Annotated in this window: 16 protein-coding genes and 1 riboswitch; of the genes, 14 read left to right on the forward strand and 2 right to left on the reverse strand. The window is 27.2% G+C overall.

The features are described from left to right. The first annotated feature begins 13 nt into the window (after window positions 1-13). Complete coding sequence (locus RDJ14_RS02075) at window positions 14-952, forward strand: type I phosphomannose isomerase catalytic subunit (RefSeq protein ID WP_308149712.1); 939 nt, start codon at window positions 14-16, stop codon at window positions 950-952. Between the two features lie 74 nt (window positions 953-1026). Here RDJ14_RS02075 and RDJ14_RS02080 read toward each other — a convergent pair whose 3' ends face one another. Continuing rightward, complete coding sequence (locus tag RDJ14_RS02080) at window positions 1027-1842, reverse strand: hypothetical protein (protein WP_308149713.1); 816 nt, start codon at window positions 1840-1842, stop codon at window positions 1027-1029. A gap of 233 nt (window positions 1843-2075) precedes the next feature. Here RDJ14_RS02080 and trxA point away from each other — a divergent pair, with 233 nt between their 5' ends. The 13 genes from trxA to phoU all read left to right on the forward strand — a co-directional run bounded on the left by trxA (window position 2076) and on the right by phoU (window position 18282). Further along, window positions 2076-2408: a thioredoxin gene (gene trxA, locus RDJ14_RS02085; protein WP_308149714.1), complete on the forward strand. Its 333-nt coding sequence runs from the start codon at window positions 2076-2078 to the stop codon at window positions 2406-2408. An 11-nt stretch (window positions 2409-2419) separates the two neighbouring features. Beyond that, window positions 2420-3244: an HAD family hydrolase gene (locus tag RDJ14_RS02090; RefSeq protein WP_308149715.1), complete on the forward strand. Its 825-nt coding sequence runs from the start codon at window positions 2420-2422 to the stop codon at window positions 3242-3244. Window positions 3245-3413: 169 nt separating this feature from the next. Next, window positions 3414-4148 carry a hypothetical protein gene (locus RDJ14_RS02095; RefSeq protein ID WP_308149716.1) on the forward strand — a complete coding sequence of 245 codons (735 nt, stop codon included), beginning with the start codon at window positions 3414-3416 and terminating at the stop codon, window positions 4146-4148. A 10-nt stretch (window positions 4149-4158) separates the two neighbouring features. Next, a complete protein-coding gene (locus RDJ14_RS02100) occupies window positions 4159-8259 on the forward strand; it encodes an ABC transporter permease (RefSeq protein ID WP_308149717.1) in 4101 nt (1366 codons plus the stop codon). A 15-nt stretch (window positions 8260-8274) separates the two neighbouring features. After that, entirely contained in the window at window positions 8275-9213 is a 939-nt protein-coding gene (locus RDJ14_RS02105) for a hypothetical protein (RefSeq protein WP_308149718.1), read from the forward strand. Between the two features lie 27 nt (window positions 9214-9240). Then, window positions 9241-10779, forward strand: a complete 1539-nt coding sequence (locus RDJ14_RS02110; RefSeq protein WP_308149719.1) for a lipoprotein — start codon at window positions 9241-9243, stop codon at window positions 10777-10779. Window positions 10780-10837: 58 nt separating this feature from the next. Continuing rightward, window positions 10838-10936, forward strand: a riboswitch (purine riboswitch). A 74-nt stretch (window positions 10937-11010) separates the two neighbouring features. Beyond that, window positions 11011-12408, forward strand: a complete 1398-nt coding sequence (locus RDJ14_RS02115) for an NCS2 family permease (RefSeq protein ID WP_308149720.1) — start codon at window positions 11011-11013, stop codon at window positions 12406-12408. A 204-nt stretch (window positions 12409-12612) separates the two neighbouring features. Further along, the gene (locus RDJ14_RS02120) at window positions 12613-13023 is read left to right on the forward strand and encodes a hypothetical protein (protein ID WP_308149721.1); all 411 of its coding nucleotides are present in this window, start codon (window positions 12613-12615) and stop codon (window positions 13021-13023) included. A 133-nt stretch (window positions 13024-13156) separates the two neighbouring features. Next, window positions 13157-13348: a 50S ribosomal protein L28 gene (gene rpmB / locus RDJ14_RS02125; protein ID WP_308149722.1), complete on the forward strand. Its 192-nt coding sequence runs from the start codon at window positions 13157-13159 to the stop codon at window positions 13346-13348. A 258-nt stretch (window positions 13349-13606) separates the two neighbouring features. Beyond that, on the forward strand, window positions 13607-14581 hold the full coding sequence (locus tag RDJ14_RS02130) for a substrate-binding domain-containing protein (protein ID WP_308149723.1): 975 nt from the start codon (window positions 13607-13609) through the stop codon (window positions 14579-14581). Between the two features lie 3 nt (window positions 14582-14584). Then, a complete protein-coding gene (pstC, locus tag RDJ14_RS02135; RefSeq protein ID WP_308149724.1) occupies window positions 14585-16633 on the forward strand; it encodes a phosphate ABC transporter permease subunit PstC in 2049 nt (682 codons plus the stop codon). Between the two features lie 59 nt (window positions 16634-16692). Next, the gene (gene pstB / locus RDJ14_RS02140) at window positions 16693-17547 is read left to right on the forward strand and encodes a phosphate ABC transporter ATP-binding protein PstB (RefSeq protein ID WP_374047457.1); all 855 of its coding nucleotides are present in this window, start codon (window positions 16693-16695) and stop codon (window positions 17545-17547) included. 42 nt (window positions 17548-17589) lie between these two features. Beyond that, window positions 17590-18282, forward strand: coding sequence for a phosphate signaling complex protein PhoU (phoU, locus tag RDJ14_RS02145; RefSeq protein ID WP_308149725.1), 693 nt, complete (start codon window positions 17590-17592; stop codon window positions 18280-18282). A 51-nt stretch (window positions 18283-18333) separates the two neighbouring features. Here the strand turns inward: phoU and RDJ14_RS02150 are convergent, their stop codons facing one another. Further along, complete coding sequence (locus RDJ14_RS02150; protein ID WP_308149726.1) at window positions 18334-19200, reverse strand: DegV family protein; 867 nt, start codon at window positions 19198-19200, stop codon at window positions 18334-18336. Window positions 19201-19499: the final 299 nt, after the last annotated feature.

The raw sequence follows: 19499 nt of genomic DNA on the forward strand, positions 1-19499 counted from the left end.
AGGAGAATGTATTATGGGTAATAACCCTTTGTCGCAAATAATTTTTTTAATTCCTGCTTTTGTCCATAAAATCTGAGGTAGTCAAAAGTTAGCACATAAGTTTAACTTTGACTTACCAAAGAACACTGCTATTGGTGAAGCATGATTAATCAGCGCCCATCCCAATGGTATGAGTTATGTTTTAAATGGCACTCATAAAGGTTTAAGTTTAGCACAACTATTTAAAGATTTCCCACACTTATTTGGTAATCCTCACGAGGCTGAATATCCATTACTAACTAAGATTTTGGATGCTAATGATAGTTTAAGTGTTCAAATTCATCCTGACGATGAATATGCGCAAAAACATCATCAAAGTTTAGGTAAAACTGAATGTTGATATGTTTTAGATTGTTTGCCAGAACCAAAAGGTCAAGTTATTTTAGGCCACTTTGCTAAAACAAAAGACCAATTTAAACAGTGAGTAGATAAAGGTCAATGGAATAAATTATTGAAGTACGTTCCAATTAAAGAAGGGCAATTTATTTATGTTCCTTCTTTAAAAATTCATGGATTGTTAGCCCACACTATGGTTTTTGAATTACAACAATCATCAGATATTACTTATCGCTTATATGATTATGACCGTAGGGATGATTTCGGCAATCCTCGAGTTTTACACTTAAAAGAAGCAGAAGATATTATCATTACTCCTGATAAAGATAATAGTGATACTAATGCTCATGATAATTACTTAGTTGATAATCAATTTTATAAACTAATTAAAATTACCAATGATGGTATTAAAAATTATAGCTATCCTGATGTGCGATGATTACAAGTTTCGGTTTTAGATGGTAAAGGAACAATTGATGGTGAACCAATTAAAAAAGGTGATTCATTTATTTTACCTCATGGCTATAATAGTTTTACTTTAGATGGTAATTTAATGATGATGATAAGTTATTGTTAAAATATTAAAATTAAAAACTCTTATTAGAAAATAGTTTTCTAATAAGAGTTTTTAATGTCTTGAACTAAGTTTAATTATACAATAAGTGATGGTTGTTGCAACATAGGACGATTTTGTTCCCCATTTCTTTCTAAATCATTACATTCTTTAACAGTAGTTCTGTTTCAAGGATTTTTAATTAATATAATAGCAACAATTCCAGTAGCTACAGTTCCATAAATTAATGCGTTATTTCTAGCGAAATTAACAGGTTTTGAAATTTGTTCATAATTTGAAATTAAAGGATAAGTAAGATTAAATGAATGAACAGAATTAATTGAATCAGCTGCTTTAGGTGTATGTTGATTTTCTAAAGTAGAAATATTACATTTAGATGCTAATCCTGGTCTTAATACATCACAGTAAGATTGTTCAATAATTTTAGTGTTTAAATCATAAAATTCAATTGAATTTCATGTAAAGTTCATATTAATTTGCAATTCTTCTAATATAGTTTTAAACCTAACAATATTAGTGTCTATTGTTTTTTTATCAATGTTTTGATGAAGAATTGTGAATTTTTCCTTAGCATTTTTCAAATTATAAGTAATTAATCCTAGTTTTGAATCAATATTAAATGAATAATTTAATATACTTTTTAAATTTAAAAAGATAGATTCACTTATGTGTATGCTTGTACTATTAGATGAATTTTCTTCTAATATTGAATTTAATTCCTGTCTTTTTTTAGTAAGAAAATCGTTTAAATTCTGATTTATAATAGGATTGCTGAAATAGTTATAAAAGTTTTGTAGTTGGATTACTAAATTATCAATAATACTACCATATTTTTCAATGCTTTTTTCTGTAGTAGTATTAATTTCTAAATTAAATTTGACAGTTAAATCCACAACATTACTTTTAAATTTTTCTATCAATTAATATTTTAAGAAATTGTTATCATGGAAAACTAAAAAAATTTGGACTACACTTTAATTTGAAGTAATATTCAAACTATAACGCTTATTTATAGTTTTTATGAATTAAACTAATATTTTTTCTTTTCTTAAATCTTTATTATAAGAAAAAAGCAAAGTAATGATAAAATTAATTAGTAAACAACTTAGAAAAGGTAGTGAAAAAAATGAGCGTACAACATATTAATGATAAAAAACAAGTTGCTGAGATTTTAAACTCTGGTAAAGTATCAGTTATTGATTTCTCTGCAGAATGATGTGGACCTTGCAAAGCATTAGGCCCAAGATTTGAAAAAGTAGCTAATGATAAAACTAATAGTAATATTAACTTCATTAAGGTTGATGTTGACCATGCTAAAGCTTTAGCAGAACAATATGAAATTGCTTCAATTCCCACTTTAATTTATTTTGATAAACATGGAAATGTTGTCAATCGTGTCTCTGGTTTAGTAAATGAACAACAAATTACAAGTAATATTGAAGAAGCTAAAGGAAAATAAGGTAATTAATCATGCCAATTAAGTTAATTGTTCTTGATTTAGATGGAACATTATTAAAAAACCGTTGAAAAGTACATCCTAAAAATTTAGTAGCTATTCAAAAAACCCAAGATAAAGGAATTAAAGTTATCATTGCCACTGGGCGAGCTCCTAGTTCAACCATTGATATTGCTAAAGCATGTTTAATCCATGAGCAGACAGGACATATTATTTGTTATAATGGTGGTAATATTATTGATATTACTAAAGAAAATAAAATGGATATTTTATACGAAAAATCTTTAAGTACAGAACAAATCCAAGCAATTATTAAATTTGCTAATGATAATAACTTAGCTATATGAGGATATAGTACTGATAATAAAACAGGGCTTATTAACCGTAGTTCATTACGAGTAAAGATTATGGAAAATTTTAATCACTTACCAAGTAAACAAATTGATGAAACTACTACTGAAGGTATGTATAAAATTCTATTATTTTGTAAAAAGAAAAAACAAGTTAATCCTATCTTAGAAAAATTAAATGACATTAAAGATTTAGAACTTGCCACATCTTCACATAGCGTTATTGAAATTAATCCACTTGGTGTTAATAAAGCAACAGCAGTTCAGTTCTTATGTAAAAAATGAGGAATTAAAGCTGATGAAGTTTTAGCATGTGGTGATGGAATGAATGACTACAAATTAATCCAATGAGTAAAATATGGAATTGCTATGAAAAATGGCCATCCTAACTTAAAATTAGCAGCTTATGATGTAACTACGAAAAATACTTGTGGTGGAGTTGCTAAAGCCATTGATAAGTATGTATTTCCTATATCAGAATTTGATTAATGATTAACTTTATGAAGTTTAAAGTACGACCATATGTCGTACTTTTTTATTTTAGCAAATGAAGAAAATGTACTATGAATAATTAATATTGATATAATGTTATAAATTGATATAATGTTACAGACATAAAGTAAAAATTATTGAATTTATTGATTAAGGAGAAAGTAAAATGATTAAAAGTAATTTTAAATTTTCTAAGATTTTCTTTTATACTTGTATAAGTTTAAGTATTATTTATTTTGCTTGTAAAGTTAGTATTATTCATTGTTATAATCAAAACAATGTTTTAAAAATTATTAGCGAATTAAAGAGTGTTTATTTAATTGTTAGTATGATTTTTATTGTCGTTTTTTTAGTTTATTTATCAAAAATTAATAAAAAAATTAAAATTTTATCCTTAAAAATAAAAAAAGACTTACAAATCAAAGGTAAATTAAATTATTTGTTGCTAATAGTTTTAATTGTTTTACTAGTTCATTTTATAATTATTTTAGTTTTAAAAATTTCTTTTATTAATAATATATCACAAACTTTATCACCACTGATTAGAAGTTTTCTAATTATTAACTTGGCAGTATTACTATTAAGTGTAATATTTTATACTTTTTTAGTAAATTTTTCTAATTTTATTAGTAAATTATATAAGAAAATAAAAATTAATATTTCAATTAAAAAGTCATTTCAACTATTTTTGATTTTAATAAAAAAAATAAAACTAAAATTGTTATTTAATTTAAAATCATTTACTTTAAAATTATTGATTAATTTCAAGGTAAATTATATTTTAGTCAATGCTTTACAATGATTAGAAATTTTTCGTAAATCACAAAAATTAAATAATACTAAAAAGGCTTGTGCACCTGGCATTATCCCTGTTTTAACAGTCCAATCGTTTTTAAAATAGGGAGAAGTATATGATTAAAATTAAATTGTTATTTAAAAATAACTTTAAAAATACAACCAAAAATAAAATTCAACTAGTTAGTTTAGTTATTTTAGTTTTTTTATCTTCACTAGTTTTTAGTATTATTGAAACTTCTAAAACGCGTGTTACTAATAGTTATAATGATTTTATTGCTGCTGAGCAAAGTAATCAACACGATTTTATTGTTGATTTTTCTAACACTAGTTATGTTGTTGATGGGAAAGATAACTTTACTAATGTCAGTAATTTAGAAGAACGTCAAAATGCCGTGCTTGATGATATTAATCAAAAATTAAAAACAAATAATGCCATAGATAGTTTTACTTATGGCCGAGTAGAAGCAAGAACTTTTTATGCTGGTAATAATAATCAAAAAATTTTAAAAGCTGTTACTTTAAATCCAGAACAACAAACTGATAAGTTTATTGTGACGCAAGGCATGCCTTTAAGTTTATGAAGTAAGTACCAACAAGCTGTTAATCGTTATTCAGAACGATGAGTTTATTTGAATTCTAAATTTGCTGCTAATAATAACATTAAGATTAATGATATTATTAGGTTACAAAGTGATAATTATGGTCATGCCATTCTAGTTAAAAATGATCTCGATATTAGTAAATATCAAAAACAAGATATTAATCAATGATTACCTAATTCCCCTTATGCCAGTGCTAATTGATTTCGTGTTGTTGGATTTGGCGCTTCAGCTGATTTAATAACACCAATTATTGATGCTACTCATCCGATTCCTGATATGAAAAATCAAGGTTTAGTTTATCTTGATCCAATTTTGTTTGGATTAGAACAAAAAACTATTACTTTACCTGATAATTCTAAAGTTAATATTATTAGCACTAATCCTAATCAACAATTAGTAACATCAAGTTCTAGTGATCGTGAAGTTTATTATGTTGGTAAGTTTTACGATAATAAAAATCCAGTAGTAACAAGTACTAGAATTAATCAATTTCTTAATTCAAATGTTGAAATTGACAAAATTAAATTAGGTTCACATTTTGTGAAAATTGGTGACGCTAATCATCCTTTAGCGACATATAAAGATGATCATAAATATTCTTTAGCAAGTCGAATTACCTTTTTAGAAACAACTTTAAAAACTTTTTCTTTAGGTTCATATTTAATTATTAGTACAACTTTATTATTATCAGTTTTTGCTTTAGTGCTGGTATTAAAAAAACAAATTGAAAATACAAGAATTCAAAATGGGATTTTAAGAAGTCTTGGTTATCATAAACATAATATTATTTTAAGTTATTTTAGTTATCCGTTAATGATTGCTTTAATTGGAGGAATTAGTGGGTATGTAATTGGTTTAGCATCACAGCAGTTTGTTATGATGTTCTTTCAAAATTATTTTAATTTTGTTTTTCAACCATTTGCCTTTACTATAACTTCGCTAATGGTTTGTGTTTTTGCTATCTTTATTTTATTAAGTTTAGTTACTACGATTACTTGTGCGATCATGATGTTGAAAAATCCAGTAGTAATGATTAATGGTGATATGATTAATGCTACCTTTATGATTAAACAAAAAATTAAAAAGAAAATAACTTTTAAAAATAATTTTAATAGTCGTTTTAAAGCTGCTTTATTTAGTAATTCAATTGGAAAAATGACAGGAGTATCATTAACAATGATTGTTGTTACTGCTTTAATAGCAGCAACCACCACGATTCCCATGATTTTACAAGATAATTTGAAATATTCATATATAGGTGATAATTATCAAACCAAGATTGAATATTATAATCCTACCTATAATATTCCAACTAGCTTTTATAAAACCTATGATCCATCACAACCAGCATGAACTACTAATGATAATAGTTATTATATGCACTTTGCAGATGGTAATACCAACATGATTGATAATTTAGATCAATTAATGAATCAATATCAAACAGGAAAAATTAATAGTGAAACTTACAGTCCCACTTTTAATGCTACTGATTTAACTAGTCTATTATATAAAAACATTAGCAAACAATATTTAACAAGTAATAAAATTACGATTCCCCAAACATCACAAATCCTAACACCAATCATTATTAGTAGCATTTGAAGTGATTATCATAGCATGGGTTTAGATAATTTTAATAATAAATCATCAGTTGAAACAATTGTTGGAACTTATCCAGATGCTCAAAAAAATGTTAAACAATTAGATTTATTAAGAAGTTTTTATTTAAAATATCGTACTACTATTGGTTTAGACCTCCAAAATCCAAAGTACTTCTCTTCTGATAAAAGTGCCATTAAAATTAATGATAATCCTGATGATTTTTTTACAAGTCTTGAATATCTTAATAAAGGTATTCTACCTGGTAATGATTTAACAGATGGTCATTTAACAGATGAAAAAAATGTTTATACACCTTTTAGCCAAATTGTTAATGACCCAGTTACTGGTTATGATACAGTAGAAAGGTTAACATATGATATTTATAATTGATACAAGGCTTATTTCATTAATAATATTGAACAAGGATTTATGCAAGGGATTTACAGCCAAGCCCCCGACAGTTTACGAGCAACAATTGCGCAGAATTTTAAAAATCCCAATGCTAATTACAATATTTTATTTGGTGTTGTTCCTTATAATCCTGTTAACGATGATTTAGGCACTTACTTTAATGCTAGTTATAGTAACCAAAATTTTAAAGTTTACGGTATTAAACAAAATAGTAAAACTCAAAAATTAACTAACAATAGTAGTGATGACTTATTATTACAACTATATAATAGTGATGATAATGGCATTATTCTTAATGCTAGTTTAGCCAAATTATTAAATGTTGCCGTTGGTCAAACGATTACTTTAAACCAATCGCGTAATGTTTTAAAACAAAACAATCAAATAATTAATCCAAATAGCTGGGATACGAGAGAATTAAGTGCAAGTGACCCGCTAGGTAATGATAGTTACACTAATAGTAAATACTTATATAGCACTTTATCAGGGAGTCATCTTAACGATAATGTCAATTGAATTAATAAAGATATTGTTAATAATAATCAAGATTTTGTTTTAAAATCAAATATTAATCCAACTAATCCAACTCCAGTAACAGCTACTTCAGTAGAAAAAGATGCTTCATCAGGTTCTTTAATCATTAATAGTGAAAAAGTACTTGCTAATAGCACTTATGTTGTGAAAGGAATTACTAATCAGTATGGTGATAATAAAGCTTGAGTTAAAGAAACACAAGCAGAAAAAGTAGCAGGTTATAACGAAATTAAACCTACTTTATTTCAAATATTCTTAAAAGAATGAACTAAACCATACGATGTTAATGCTTCACAAACCGTCAAATCTCAAGTCCAAGTTTTAAATAGTAGTGGTTTTGCAACTAATAATCTAGTTGATTATCAAGCAAAATATAATGATTTCATAAGTAAATCAGTTAATGATCCCATTATTAACATATGACAACAAATCTTTAATAACGAATATCCTGTTTTTAATTATAAATTATCACAATCTAATGTCATTGATGATTTAACTAATGGTATTAGTACTAGTCAAGTTTATGGTGATTACTCAGTTAATGGTTTAGTTGGTGGCAGTGATATTAGTGGTAACCAATATAATGCTTATAAAATTAGTAGTGTTAATAATTTATTACCCATCACAACAGCACAAGGAATCTTACAACATATTTATCAAATTATTAATACTATCTTATTTGTTGCAATTATTATTGCTTGTTTGCTTGCTTTATTAATAATTATTTTAACAAGTAATGTCATTATTGCTGAGAATTTAAAAGTTATTTCCACAATGAAAGTTTTAGGATATAGTAATAAATCTATTACTAAATTAGTATTAGGAATTTACTTTCCAATTGTTGTTTTAACAACCATTATTGGTTTTCTTTTCGGATGAGGTTTATTATTATTTGGTACCAGTTTCTTATTGCATCATGCTATTGTTATTCCTTTAATTATGAAATGGTGATTACCACTTATTTCTATTGTTATTAGTTATTTATTATATTCTTTAGCTTATTTAATGAGTTGAAAAATTATGACTAAAGTTAATAGTTTAGACGTTATTACTGCGATTTAAAGGAGGATATAATTAATGAAAAAATTAATAAAAGTACTAGCAATATTTATTGCTAGCACTCCTGTTATGTTAAATGTTACAGCATGTAGTAATGAACCAAATTGAAATAACATTCCAATTCCACCACCTCAAATTCCAATTGAAGTTACTGGATTTCAAGGTGTTGACTTTGCTACTATGAACATTAAAGATTATGATACTGTTGCTAGTTTATTTTCAGCAATTAAAAATAAATTACAAGATAGTCCCTGAAAAGATAAAACAGCCACTACTTGAACAGGAACTAAAGATGGAAAGGTAATTGCTGATTTAAATGCTTCTGATTTAAAACGTAATGCGCAATATACGTTTGAAATTAAATCAAACATTACTCTACCAGGTGACGCTAAATTTATCATTACCATTACTAGTTCTCATCATATTGCTGATAATATAAGTGTCACTAACTTAAATCAAATTGATGATACTAATGATAAAACTATCTTAATTGCTTGTGTTTTTAAAAATATGAACTTAGTAAGTAAAATTAATGAAATTGCTGATGAATATTTAAATCATATTGCCATTAAAACTGATGGCAAGCCTAATTATGATAGACCAGTTACTGGTACAGCAACTTTAACTAGTCCTACTAGTGCTAAGCAAGAACCTTACTTTTATGGTTCAATTACCGTTAATTTTACTGTTAAACTAAAAAAATCACCAAAAAACCCAACTGACCTTAAGTCAGTAATCAAAGTTCCAGACTTAGGAATTATTCCTGATAATCGGCCATATACAATATTAATGTACGTTATTATTAAGAATTTCGTTACTCAACTTGACTTATTAGCAGAAATTGTTAATAATTTAAACATTACTAATCCAACAAAAGACAGCGCTGAACTTAGTGGTGTTAAAGATTCGGAATATTATAGTGGTCATATTACACTAAAATTCCAAATTTCAAAATAGATTTTAAATATAAGGGAGAAAACAATTATGAGAAAATTATTAAGCCTTTTAGGTGTACTAACTTTAGGAAGCATAACAACAACAAATGTGGTTGCATGTTCTAATAAACCACAAGTAGATCCAACAAACCCTGCAGATCAAAGTAAATTACCATTTTTATACCATGAAGTTAAAGTTACTAACTTAGGTGATGTTAAAAATGATGCTCGTGATATCTTAACTGCTTTTCAAAACCAGAATTCTAATATTAAAGATGATACATTAAAAGTAACAGATATTACTAATAAAACAGCTACTATTAATGTTGACCAATATGATACTCATTTTAAAAAAGGAACATTACATGTTACTTTTAATAGTATTGAATCAAAAGATTTAACAAAATTAATTACAGTAAAAAATGTCTATGCTAATAGAAATCTAGAAGGATTATTTCCTGTACCTACAAAAATTAAGGAACAGGATGTTTTAGATGGAGTTAATGCTTTAAATGGTTTAAATTTAACTTTACAAGATGTTACAGTTACATTGCCTAATCAAGATAATAATCCTGCAACATCAGCTACAATTACAGCAAAAGGGTCACAATATCAAGGAACAGACATTCCAGTAATTTTAAATAAAAATCTTGATATTGCTCAAATTTTTACTAATACCGATATTGGTGATGTTTATTTACCACAAGAACTAATAGGTAAAATTAAAGAAGAAGGTTCTGCAATAGCAATTAAAGCATTTTTAACTGAATTTATTGGTGATGCTAATCCTTTATTACAAGAATTTACTGACTTAGTTGCAGGAGTTCAATTTGTAGACGGTGTAATAACTTTTGATAAAAATCAATTAACTATTGATGCTAATGTTAATCCCACAGATAATACTTTACATAAAGTTTTTACTAATAAAGTAACTTTTAATTTTAATATTAATGTTGATAATCGTCTAAGTATTGATAAGGCAATTAAAACTATTGATTTGAAAAAACCTGCAAGCACTAATTTAGTAACAATCAAACAAGCAATTATTGACCAAAATCAAGATCAATTAAAATCATTTAGTAGTGAAGAAGTAAATAATTATTTAATTGTTACACTGCCTGATAAAACTAATAGTGCATCAGTTAATGTTAGTTGATTACCTGGTTCAAAAAACTTTTTAGGTCATGATCCACTTGCTGCTGCTATTTCTGGTGTAACTAACATGCCACCACTAAATATTAATGTTTATTTTGGAATTATTAAAAACGATTTTGTTATTCAAAATGCAGCTACAGGAAAAACAATTTTTGATAATCTTCATAGTTATTTAAAAAATACTTATCAATTAAGCAATGATGATAGTGCTGCTGCCATTGCTGATTTTGCGGTATGATACGATGGTGAAGAAATTAGTAATGATGATAAAACACAAATAAGTACTGAAGGTAATAAACCAGTAACAATTAAAATTACTTTAAAAACAAATGTTGATGATAAGTATAAAACAGATTTACAAAAATTAATTGACAATGGATTTACTGTTGGAAAGACTTATGTTAGCAATACTGATGTAACTGATAAAAAATAATTACTTTTCAATCCCACTTATTGACTTTAAAATAATTATATAGTATAAAATAACTATAAAATCTAAACAATCTTTTACCCTTATAAGCTAGTAATATGGACTATTGTATCTACGTTTAACCAAAAATTTAAACACTATGGGTTTATTTATGAATTTTTTTCATAAATAAAAATCAACATTACTTCTGAGGAAATGTTGATTTTTATTTTTTATAAAGATTAGGAGGACAAAATGTTTTATAAAAAACAAATTAGTAAATTTTTTAAATTTGATAGTGTTAATGCTACTTTTAAAAAAGAAATTATTGGTGGTTTAACAACCTTTTTAGCGATGGTCTATATTTTATCAGTACAACCAAGTATTCTTTCACAATCGCCAAGTATTAATCCAGCTAATGGAAACATGAACTTTGGTGGTATCTTTATTGCCACGGCAATTGCTCCCTTTGTTGGAACAGTCATTATGGGACTATCTGCTAATTTGCCTGTTGGATTAGCACCAAGCATGGGTTTAAATGCCGTGTTTACCTTTAATGTTGCCAAAAACGGCATTGGCTATGAAGGTGCTTTAATTGCCGTAATGATTTCTGCACTTTTATTTTGTTTAGTATCAGCTACTAAAATTAGAATATTAATTATGCAATCAATACCACAATCAATGAAACTAGCAATTGGTACTGGAATTGGTTTTTTTATTGCTTACATTGGTTTTAAGGATATTGGTTTAGTAAGTGCTAGTGATAGTGGTTTGCCAATTGCTTCACTGTCACAGTTAAAAAACACTTGGCCATTAATATTAATAGGAGTTGCTATTTTAAGTTTAATTTTTATTTTGTATTTTAAAAAAATACCTGGTGCGATTGCGATTGCCATCCTATGTGGGTTAGTAATATCTTTAATCATTGGTAATGTTGGGAAAAGTGAGTTTATTAAAGCAAACTTTGCCCATTGAACAAATTGAAGTTATAGTGATTTTAGTTCATGAAAAATTAATTTTAGTAATACTTATCATGCTATTAGTAATCCTAAAATTTGAACTTCACCAACCATGTATATTGCTATATTTGTGTTTTTATTCGTATCTTTTTTTGATACTACCGGTACTTTATATTCAATTTCTCATCAAATTAGTGACCAAACTGGTATTAATTATCAATTAAAGAAAAATGCTTTAATGGCTGATTCTTTTGGTACACTTACTGGTAGTTTAATTGGTTGTTCGCCAATTACTACTTATGTAGAGTCATCAACTGGTGTTGCACAAGGAGCAAGAACTGGTTTTTCATCATTAATAATAGCAATCATGTTTTTAGTGGCTATTGTTTTATATCCATTATTTAAATTGATTACACCTTGTATATCTGGTTCTTGTTTAATTTTTGTTGGTAGTTTAATGATAAAACAATTAAAAGATATTGAATGAGTAATTCCTGAAATTAGTATTGCTGCTTTTTTCACAATTATTACGATGATTATCACTTATTCAATTACTAATGGGATTGCGATTGGTTATTTGGCCTATACTTTAACAGCATTAGTTAATAAGAAATATAAGGATGTTCACATCATTACTTATATGCTTGATGTTTTATTTATTGGTTATTTTGCTGCTTATGCTTTTGTACAGTAGTAAGGATTAGTAGATTATCAATAGGCATAACAATGCCATACTTTAATATTAATTTCTAAATTAAGTGTAAATAATCATGATTTTAGATAATTAAAAATTACTAACTATAATTAATAGTGAACTAAATATAGTTTTTAACCCATTGTTTGTTTTTTAAGCATTGGATTTTAGTTTTTAAGATTTAAAAGAAAGAGATGATTATATATGCCAAACAGTAATCAAAATGAATCAAATAACTTTAATATAAAATTACTAGTGTATAGTGGAGTAATTGGTGCAGCAGTAGGAGGAATGTCTGGATATTTATTAGCAGATAATATTCCTAATCAAATTATAGGTAACACAAACTTAGACAAAACATTTTTTTCTGCCATAGGAGGATGATTTTTCGGAAGTTTAGTAGGCAGTTGTTTAAATTTATGCAACTTATTAATTGATAAATTTTGTCCTAATGAAGTAAATAATCAAAATAATAATAGATTTGCAAACCAAATAATCATCATTATTGATAATGATATTGATAGTGGTCATGGTTCTGATTTTGATATAGAAGCAGTAAATCAATTTAATGATGAAGTACATGAAAATGTTGGACTTATTAGAAATGTTGTCTAATCAAAAATAAAAAACGAAAAGACATGTTTTAAGATACAGGAATTTTAAAAAGAAATTTATTTATTTTTTTTACTAAATTATAAATAAATATGATATTATTTATTAGTTAAAACATTAATAAGGAGAAAAAACTATGTCAAGAAAATGTGCATTAAGTGGCATTGGTCCACTTTCTGGAAATACGCGTTCACACGCAATGAACTCTTCTAAAAGAAAATGAAACCCAAACTTACAACCAGTAAAAATTGGTGGAAAAACTTTAATGATTAGTGCTCGTACTTTAAAAACTTTAAAGAGAAATAATGCTTTAGGTAATAGTAAATAATAATTGCTTTTAGTCTTTAGAATTATGTGAGGATAAAAATGTTAGGAATTAGTTCCTAACATTTTTTAATTATCACCAAGAATTGAAAGCATAGTTTATTTTATCATTGATATTTCTGCTACAATTTATTTTATATAAAAGCATATTTTTTATTGATTAATGAGTTTAAAATTGTAATATTTTTTTAATTTTTGTTAATTATCTTGTTATAATACGTTTATATAATAATTAAAGTTCAAAGCTTAGGTGAATGTATATATGTGACAAAAACGAATCTTAGGTTCATTATGAATTATGACAATGCTTATTATTTTTATTGTCACATTTGTTAATAATAAACCTTATTTTATTATGGGTGGTTCAACTTCTGTTTCACCATTAATGCACACTTTAATGGATGGTTATCCAGAAAATCATAAAGATGCTGATTTTACATATAATAGTTTGGGTTCTGATGCAGCTATTATTCCCGTTGATAAAGGCATGTTTGGTATTGGATGATTATCAAAAGAATATACTACTAGTAATCCAAACCAGATTAGTTTTGTATTGTCACTTGATGGGATGATTTTAGTTTATAATTTACCACCATCTGAACTGGGGAATGATAATCCATTGAACTTTAACCAAGAAATTGTTAAAAAAATGTATTTAACAAATGGTAATGTTTATTGAAAAGATTTATTTCCCCAAGACCCTGCTCATCCAAATGAAGGATGGGTTAAGCCAACTTCAACTTTAAAAGTTACAACTTATACGCGCGAAAATGGTTCGGGAACCCGTGATGTTTTTAATGAAAAAGTATTAGGTGATAAAACAGCATATTATCCGCAAGCCACAACTGTCAATTCAAGTACCCAAATGTTTAGTATGGCACCTGGTGGTATTGGTTATAGTTCTTATTCTGACAAAAAACAGTTAGATAGTAATCCTTCGTTTGCTAATGTTTATATGGGTAATTGAGAACATACTATTCCAACACTAGATAATATTAGTCACAAAAGATATGGATTAGCACGACCCTTTACTGGAGTAATTAATGAAAAATATAAACAAATCAATACATTAGTTAAATTTTTAAAGTTCTTGTTTTACCCATCTGATCCCAATCATCATATTGTTGATGCTGCTTTTAGTGAAGCTAACTATGCCCAAGCAGCAGTACCATTAGATGATCCTAGTGGTGTGAATAATAAATTAGATACATGATTAAAGAAGTTTCCAGAGGTATAGTCAATGAAACCCAAGTCTTTTCAAAACTTTTGACACAAAATAACATTCAATCGTTTTAATAAAAATTATGAAGTAAAAAATGTTGTCATTAGTGAACAAAAAAAACATATTCAAGATTTAATTGTTAAAATTACGATTTTAGGTTTATCATCATTAGCTTTAATTGCTCTGGCTTTATTAATTGGTTTTGTTGTTGGTCAAACATTTAGCGATATGAGTTTTTTAACTTGATTAAAAATGTTGGGCAGCAGCAAATGGTTACCTAGCGGCAATAGTTTTGGTGTAATTGCCTTTGTGGTCGCAACATTTTGAGTAGCATTAATTTCGATGTTAATTGCTGTACCATTAAGTTTATTAACATCATTATTTATTTGTGAGTTTTTACCACGACGACTAAAAAAGGTAACTTTAACATTAGTTGAGTTATTATCAGGTATTCCTTCTGTTGTCTTTGGTGCGTTTGGATTAATGACCATTGGTCCCATTTTTGTCAAAATGGGTGCTCCCACTAAAGAAAATATGATGACTGCTAGTTTTATCTTATCAATGATGGCACTACCAACTATTATTTCTTTATCTGTGAATGCGATTAATAGTGTTCCTAAGTCGTATCGTTACGCATCATTAGCTTTAGGTATTAGTCATACTCATACTAGTTTTAAAGTTGTTTTTAAAGCAGCACTTCCGAAAATTATTGGAGCAGTTATCTTTGGTTTTGGGCGCGTAATTGGTGAAACGATGGCTGTTGTTATGATTGCTGGTAATAGTACTTTAGTTCCTAATTTTAAAGATGGTCCTTTAGGATTTATTTTCAGTTCCGTCTCCACATTAGCAGGGGTAATCGGACTAGAAATTGGTGAAGCTGTTAGTTCTCAACAAATATCAGCATTATATGGCATTGGTTTATTTTTATTTATTATCGTTTCAGTTATTAATGTAGTAGTATTATTAATTTATAAACGTACAGAAAAGAAATTAAAAGGTCATCATAAACCACGTAACTATTATTTAAAAACTTTAAAGTTATCTAATCAACAAATGACTAATAGCATTCATGAAAAGAGTATTAAAAATCGTCAGTGAAAACAGTTTAAAGATTATGTTCGACTTTTTTTCATGAGTATTTCTTGTTTTATTACTATGGGTTTAATTGTTTGAATTATTGGTGATATTATTATTAATGGGATATTTAATATTAGTGGTACTGCTGGTAGTGGTGCTTTCAATTTTAATTTTCTGGCATTATTCCAAACAACGGGTGATGAGGGATATTTATCAATTGTCGCTATGACGTGCTTATTAGTCTTAACAGCAATTACCATTGCCATGCCATTGGGCATTATTGGTGCCATTTACTTACATGAATATGCTAAAGATAATAAATTTGGAGGGATTTTACGATTTGTTTTAAACACTTTAGCATCAACGCCATCCATTATTTTTGGAATGTTTGGTTTTAGTTTATTTATTGTTTTTTTAGGAATGAGTTTTAGTGCCATTACGGCAGGTTTAACGTTGACAATTGTTGTATTACCACTTATTATTAGAGCAGTAGAAGATACGCTAAAATCAGTACCTGTGGAATATCGTGAAGCTTCATTAGCATTAGGTGCTAGTAAGTTTGAAACCATTAGAAAAGTAGTAATTCCGAATGCGATTGGTGGGATTGTTACGAGTATGATTTTATCAATGGGAAGAATTGTTGGAGAATCAGCACCAGTATATTTAACATTAGGAAGTACAGTTGGATTTCCTAACAAAGGATTTCTAAGTTCGGGTCAAACTTTAACGACTCATATTTTACTAATTAATAAAGAATCAAATGACCCTAATAAACTAGGAATGATGTACCAAACTGCGTTAATAACGGTGGCCTTAATATTTATTTTAAATTTCTTAGCAAAACATTTTGAAAAAAGTTTAACAACAGGAGTGGGGGTGAAAACAAAATGTTCGATGGAACTAATCAAGGAAAAAATAACAGCAATGAAGAACAAACACCACAACAAACGTCAGACCAAAAAACAACTCAAAAGTGAAATGAAAAAGTAATTGTTAAAATTAAAAACTGATTTAAAAAAATTAAAAACATCTTTAAACAACAAAACCTAATGCCAGTAGTTATTGAACAACCACCAATAGTTACTAATAGTGCCATCATAAAAACTAAATCTTCAATCAAAAAAGAAAAAGAACTATTGCCAGAAAGTTATGTTTTTAATATCAACAATTTAAATTTCTTCTATAATAATGGTCAAAAACAAGCGTTATTTAACATTAATTTAAATATCATTCGTCACCAAGTTACAGCCTTTATTGGACCAAGTGGTTGTGGAAAATCAACATTACTACGAACATTAAATCGGATGAATGATTTAATTGATGGTATTAAAATTAATGGTGAAGTTATCTTTAATAACCAAAACATTTATGAAAATAAAAAAAATATTATTTTATTACGCACTAAAGTCGGAATGGTTTTTCAAAAACCAAATCCTTTTCCAATGTCAATTTATGATAATATTGCGTATGGTCCTAGAAACCAAGGTATTAGAAATAAGAAAATCTTAAATCAAATTGTTGAGGACTCATTAAAAAAAGCAGCCTTATGAGATGAAGTAGCCAAGAATTTATATGACTCAGCGTTATCATTATCAGGTGGTCAACAACAGCGTTTATGTATTGCTCGTGCTATTGCTCTAAAACCTGAGGTGTTACTAATGGATGAACCAACCTCGGCGCTAGATCCCATTGCCGCTGCTAAAATTGAAGATTTAATGAATGATTTAAAAAATGATTTTACTATTATTATTGTTACCCATTCCATGCAGCAAGCAGCACGGATTTCTGACAAGACTGCTTTCTTTTTAAACGGTGAAGTAATAGAATATAATGATACAAAAAAAATCTTTTCACGTCCTAAAGATAAAAGAACTGAGGATTATATTACTGGTAGATTTGGTTAAAACAAACTATAATTAAATTGTGTATTGCAAAGGGGGAAAATAATGAATATTATTAATCGACGATTTGATTTAGATATTGAAAATTTAAAACAAAATTTATTAAGTTTATTAACAGAAGTTAAAAAAGAGCATGAAGATGCCCTTGTGGCTATGGAAAATAGTGATTATGATTTTTCTAAAAAAATCATTCAAACTGACAAAGAAATTAGAAATATTGCTGAAAGTTTAACGATTACTGCTGTGTGAAATATTGCTCAACAAAATCCTTTTGCTCGTGATTTAAGAACTATTATTGGATATATGAATATCATTCGCGATTTAGAACGTATCTCTAACTATGCGAAAAATATATCGGTTTTTAATGTTAAATATCGACCTGAAACAAAGTTAACTTCACAATTAGCGGGATTGATGAAAAAAACCTTTACGATGATGGATTTAATTGCGCAAGCGATTGATACGAATGATATTAAAAAAGCATATGAAGCAGCTGAGTTTGATGCATATATTGATGTTCATTTTCGTGAATCAATAAACAATATTGTTAGTATGTTTAAAAAAAATAAAAATGAAGAACAGTTTTCGCAATATACATCAGCTATGCAACAACTAAAGTATATTGAACGGCTAGGTGACCATTTAGTTAATATTTGCGAAACTATTGTTTATATTATTAAAGGTAAATTTTATGATTTATCAACAACTTTATATGTGCCACCTGTTAAAAAGGGATAGTGGGGTATTTAAAAACAGAAAGTTTAACTTTCTGTTTTTAATATATGTGGTTTATACTTCTGTTATTCATTGATTAGGAAGTAAGGTGAAACCAATTGTATTATTACCAGTATGAGTTTTTAAAATATTACATAGTGGTTCAATCTTATATTTAGTAAATCCTAATTGTTGCACTTTACTAATAGCAATTTCAAGAACTTTTTTATCACATCAACCATCAATAATATAAATAGTTTCTTTGGTTGCATTTTTGATATTAACAATAGTTTCTAGTATTTTATCCATGGCGCCACTTAAGGTTCTAACGGTTTTAGCCATGATGATTTGTTCTTTGCATTTCAAAATAGGTTTAAATTTTAGAATATTTCCCATCAGCGCTTTTGTTTTTGGTAATCTACCACCGCGAGATAAAAATTTTAAGTCATTAGGGGCAATGAAACATTCATAATTTTTACGAAATTCAGTTAATGCACTTAAAATGTCATCAATGCTTTTTTGTTCTTTGGCTAATTTTAAGGCGATTAGTGACATATATTTTAGTGGCATCATAGCAGCACCAGTTTCTAAAACATGAACTTTATCTTTAAAATTATCTTCTGTTTGTAACACCATAGCACTTTTATATTGACCTGAAGCATTATCAGCAATTGGTAAAAATAAAATTTTATCGTATTTAGTTAGCGCTTGTTCTCAATATTGAGCAAGGACAGCACGGTTAGTTTGACTAGTTTTTAAATGAGCGTGTTCTTTAATCATTTTTTGAAATATAGAGTCACTGTCAATTTCTTGATTATCATCTTCATAAACTATACCTTTAGGGTCACTGATAATTAACGGAACAACTGTTAGTTCAGGATATTTTTTCATTTCTTCAAGTGAAAATCCAGTTGATGAATCTGTTATTATACCAATCTTCATATTTTTACTCCTAACATTTTTCAAAATAAATTATAATAAAATTATAGCAAATTTATTAATCAATATATTATTTTGTTTATATTACTGTAATAGATTTATTGTATAACTTAAATTAAAAATTACTTATAAAAAATGATTTTAAATAAAGAGCAATTAAAGGGCGTATCAAGTTAATGGTTAGATTTAATAAAATATAAATGAGAGATAATACTCTCATTTTTAATTGTTAAACAATTATAATTAATTATTTTGATAAATCTGTACTTTATTAAAGTAATTAATTATTACATAACTTAATA

Source organism: Spiroplasma sp. AdecLV25b (genome assembly GCF_030913225.1).
Classification (GTDB): domain Bacteria; phylum Bacillota_I; class Bacilli_A; order Mycoplasmatales; family VBWQ01; genus Spiroplasma_E.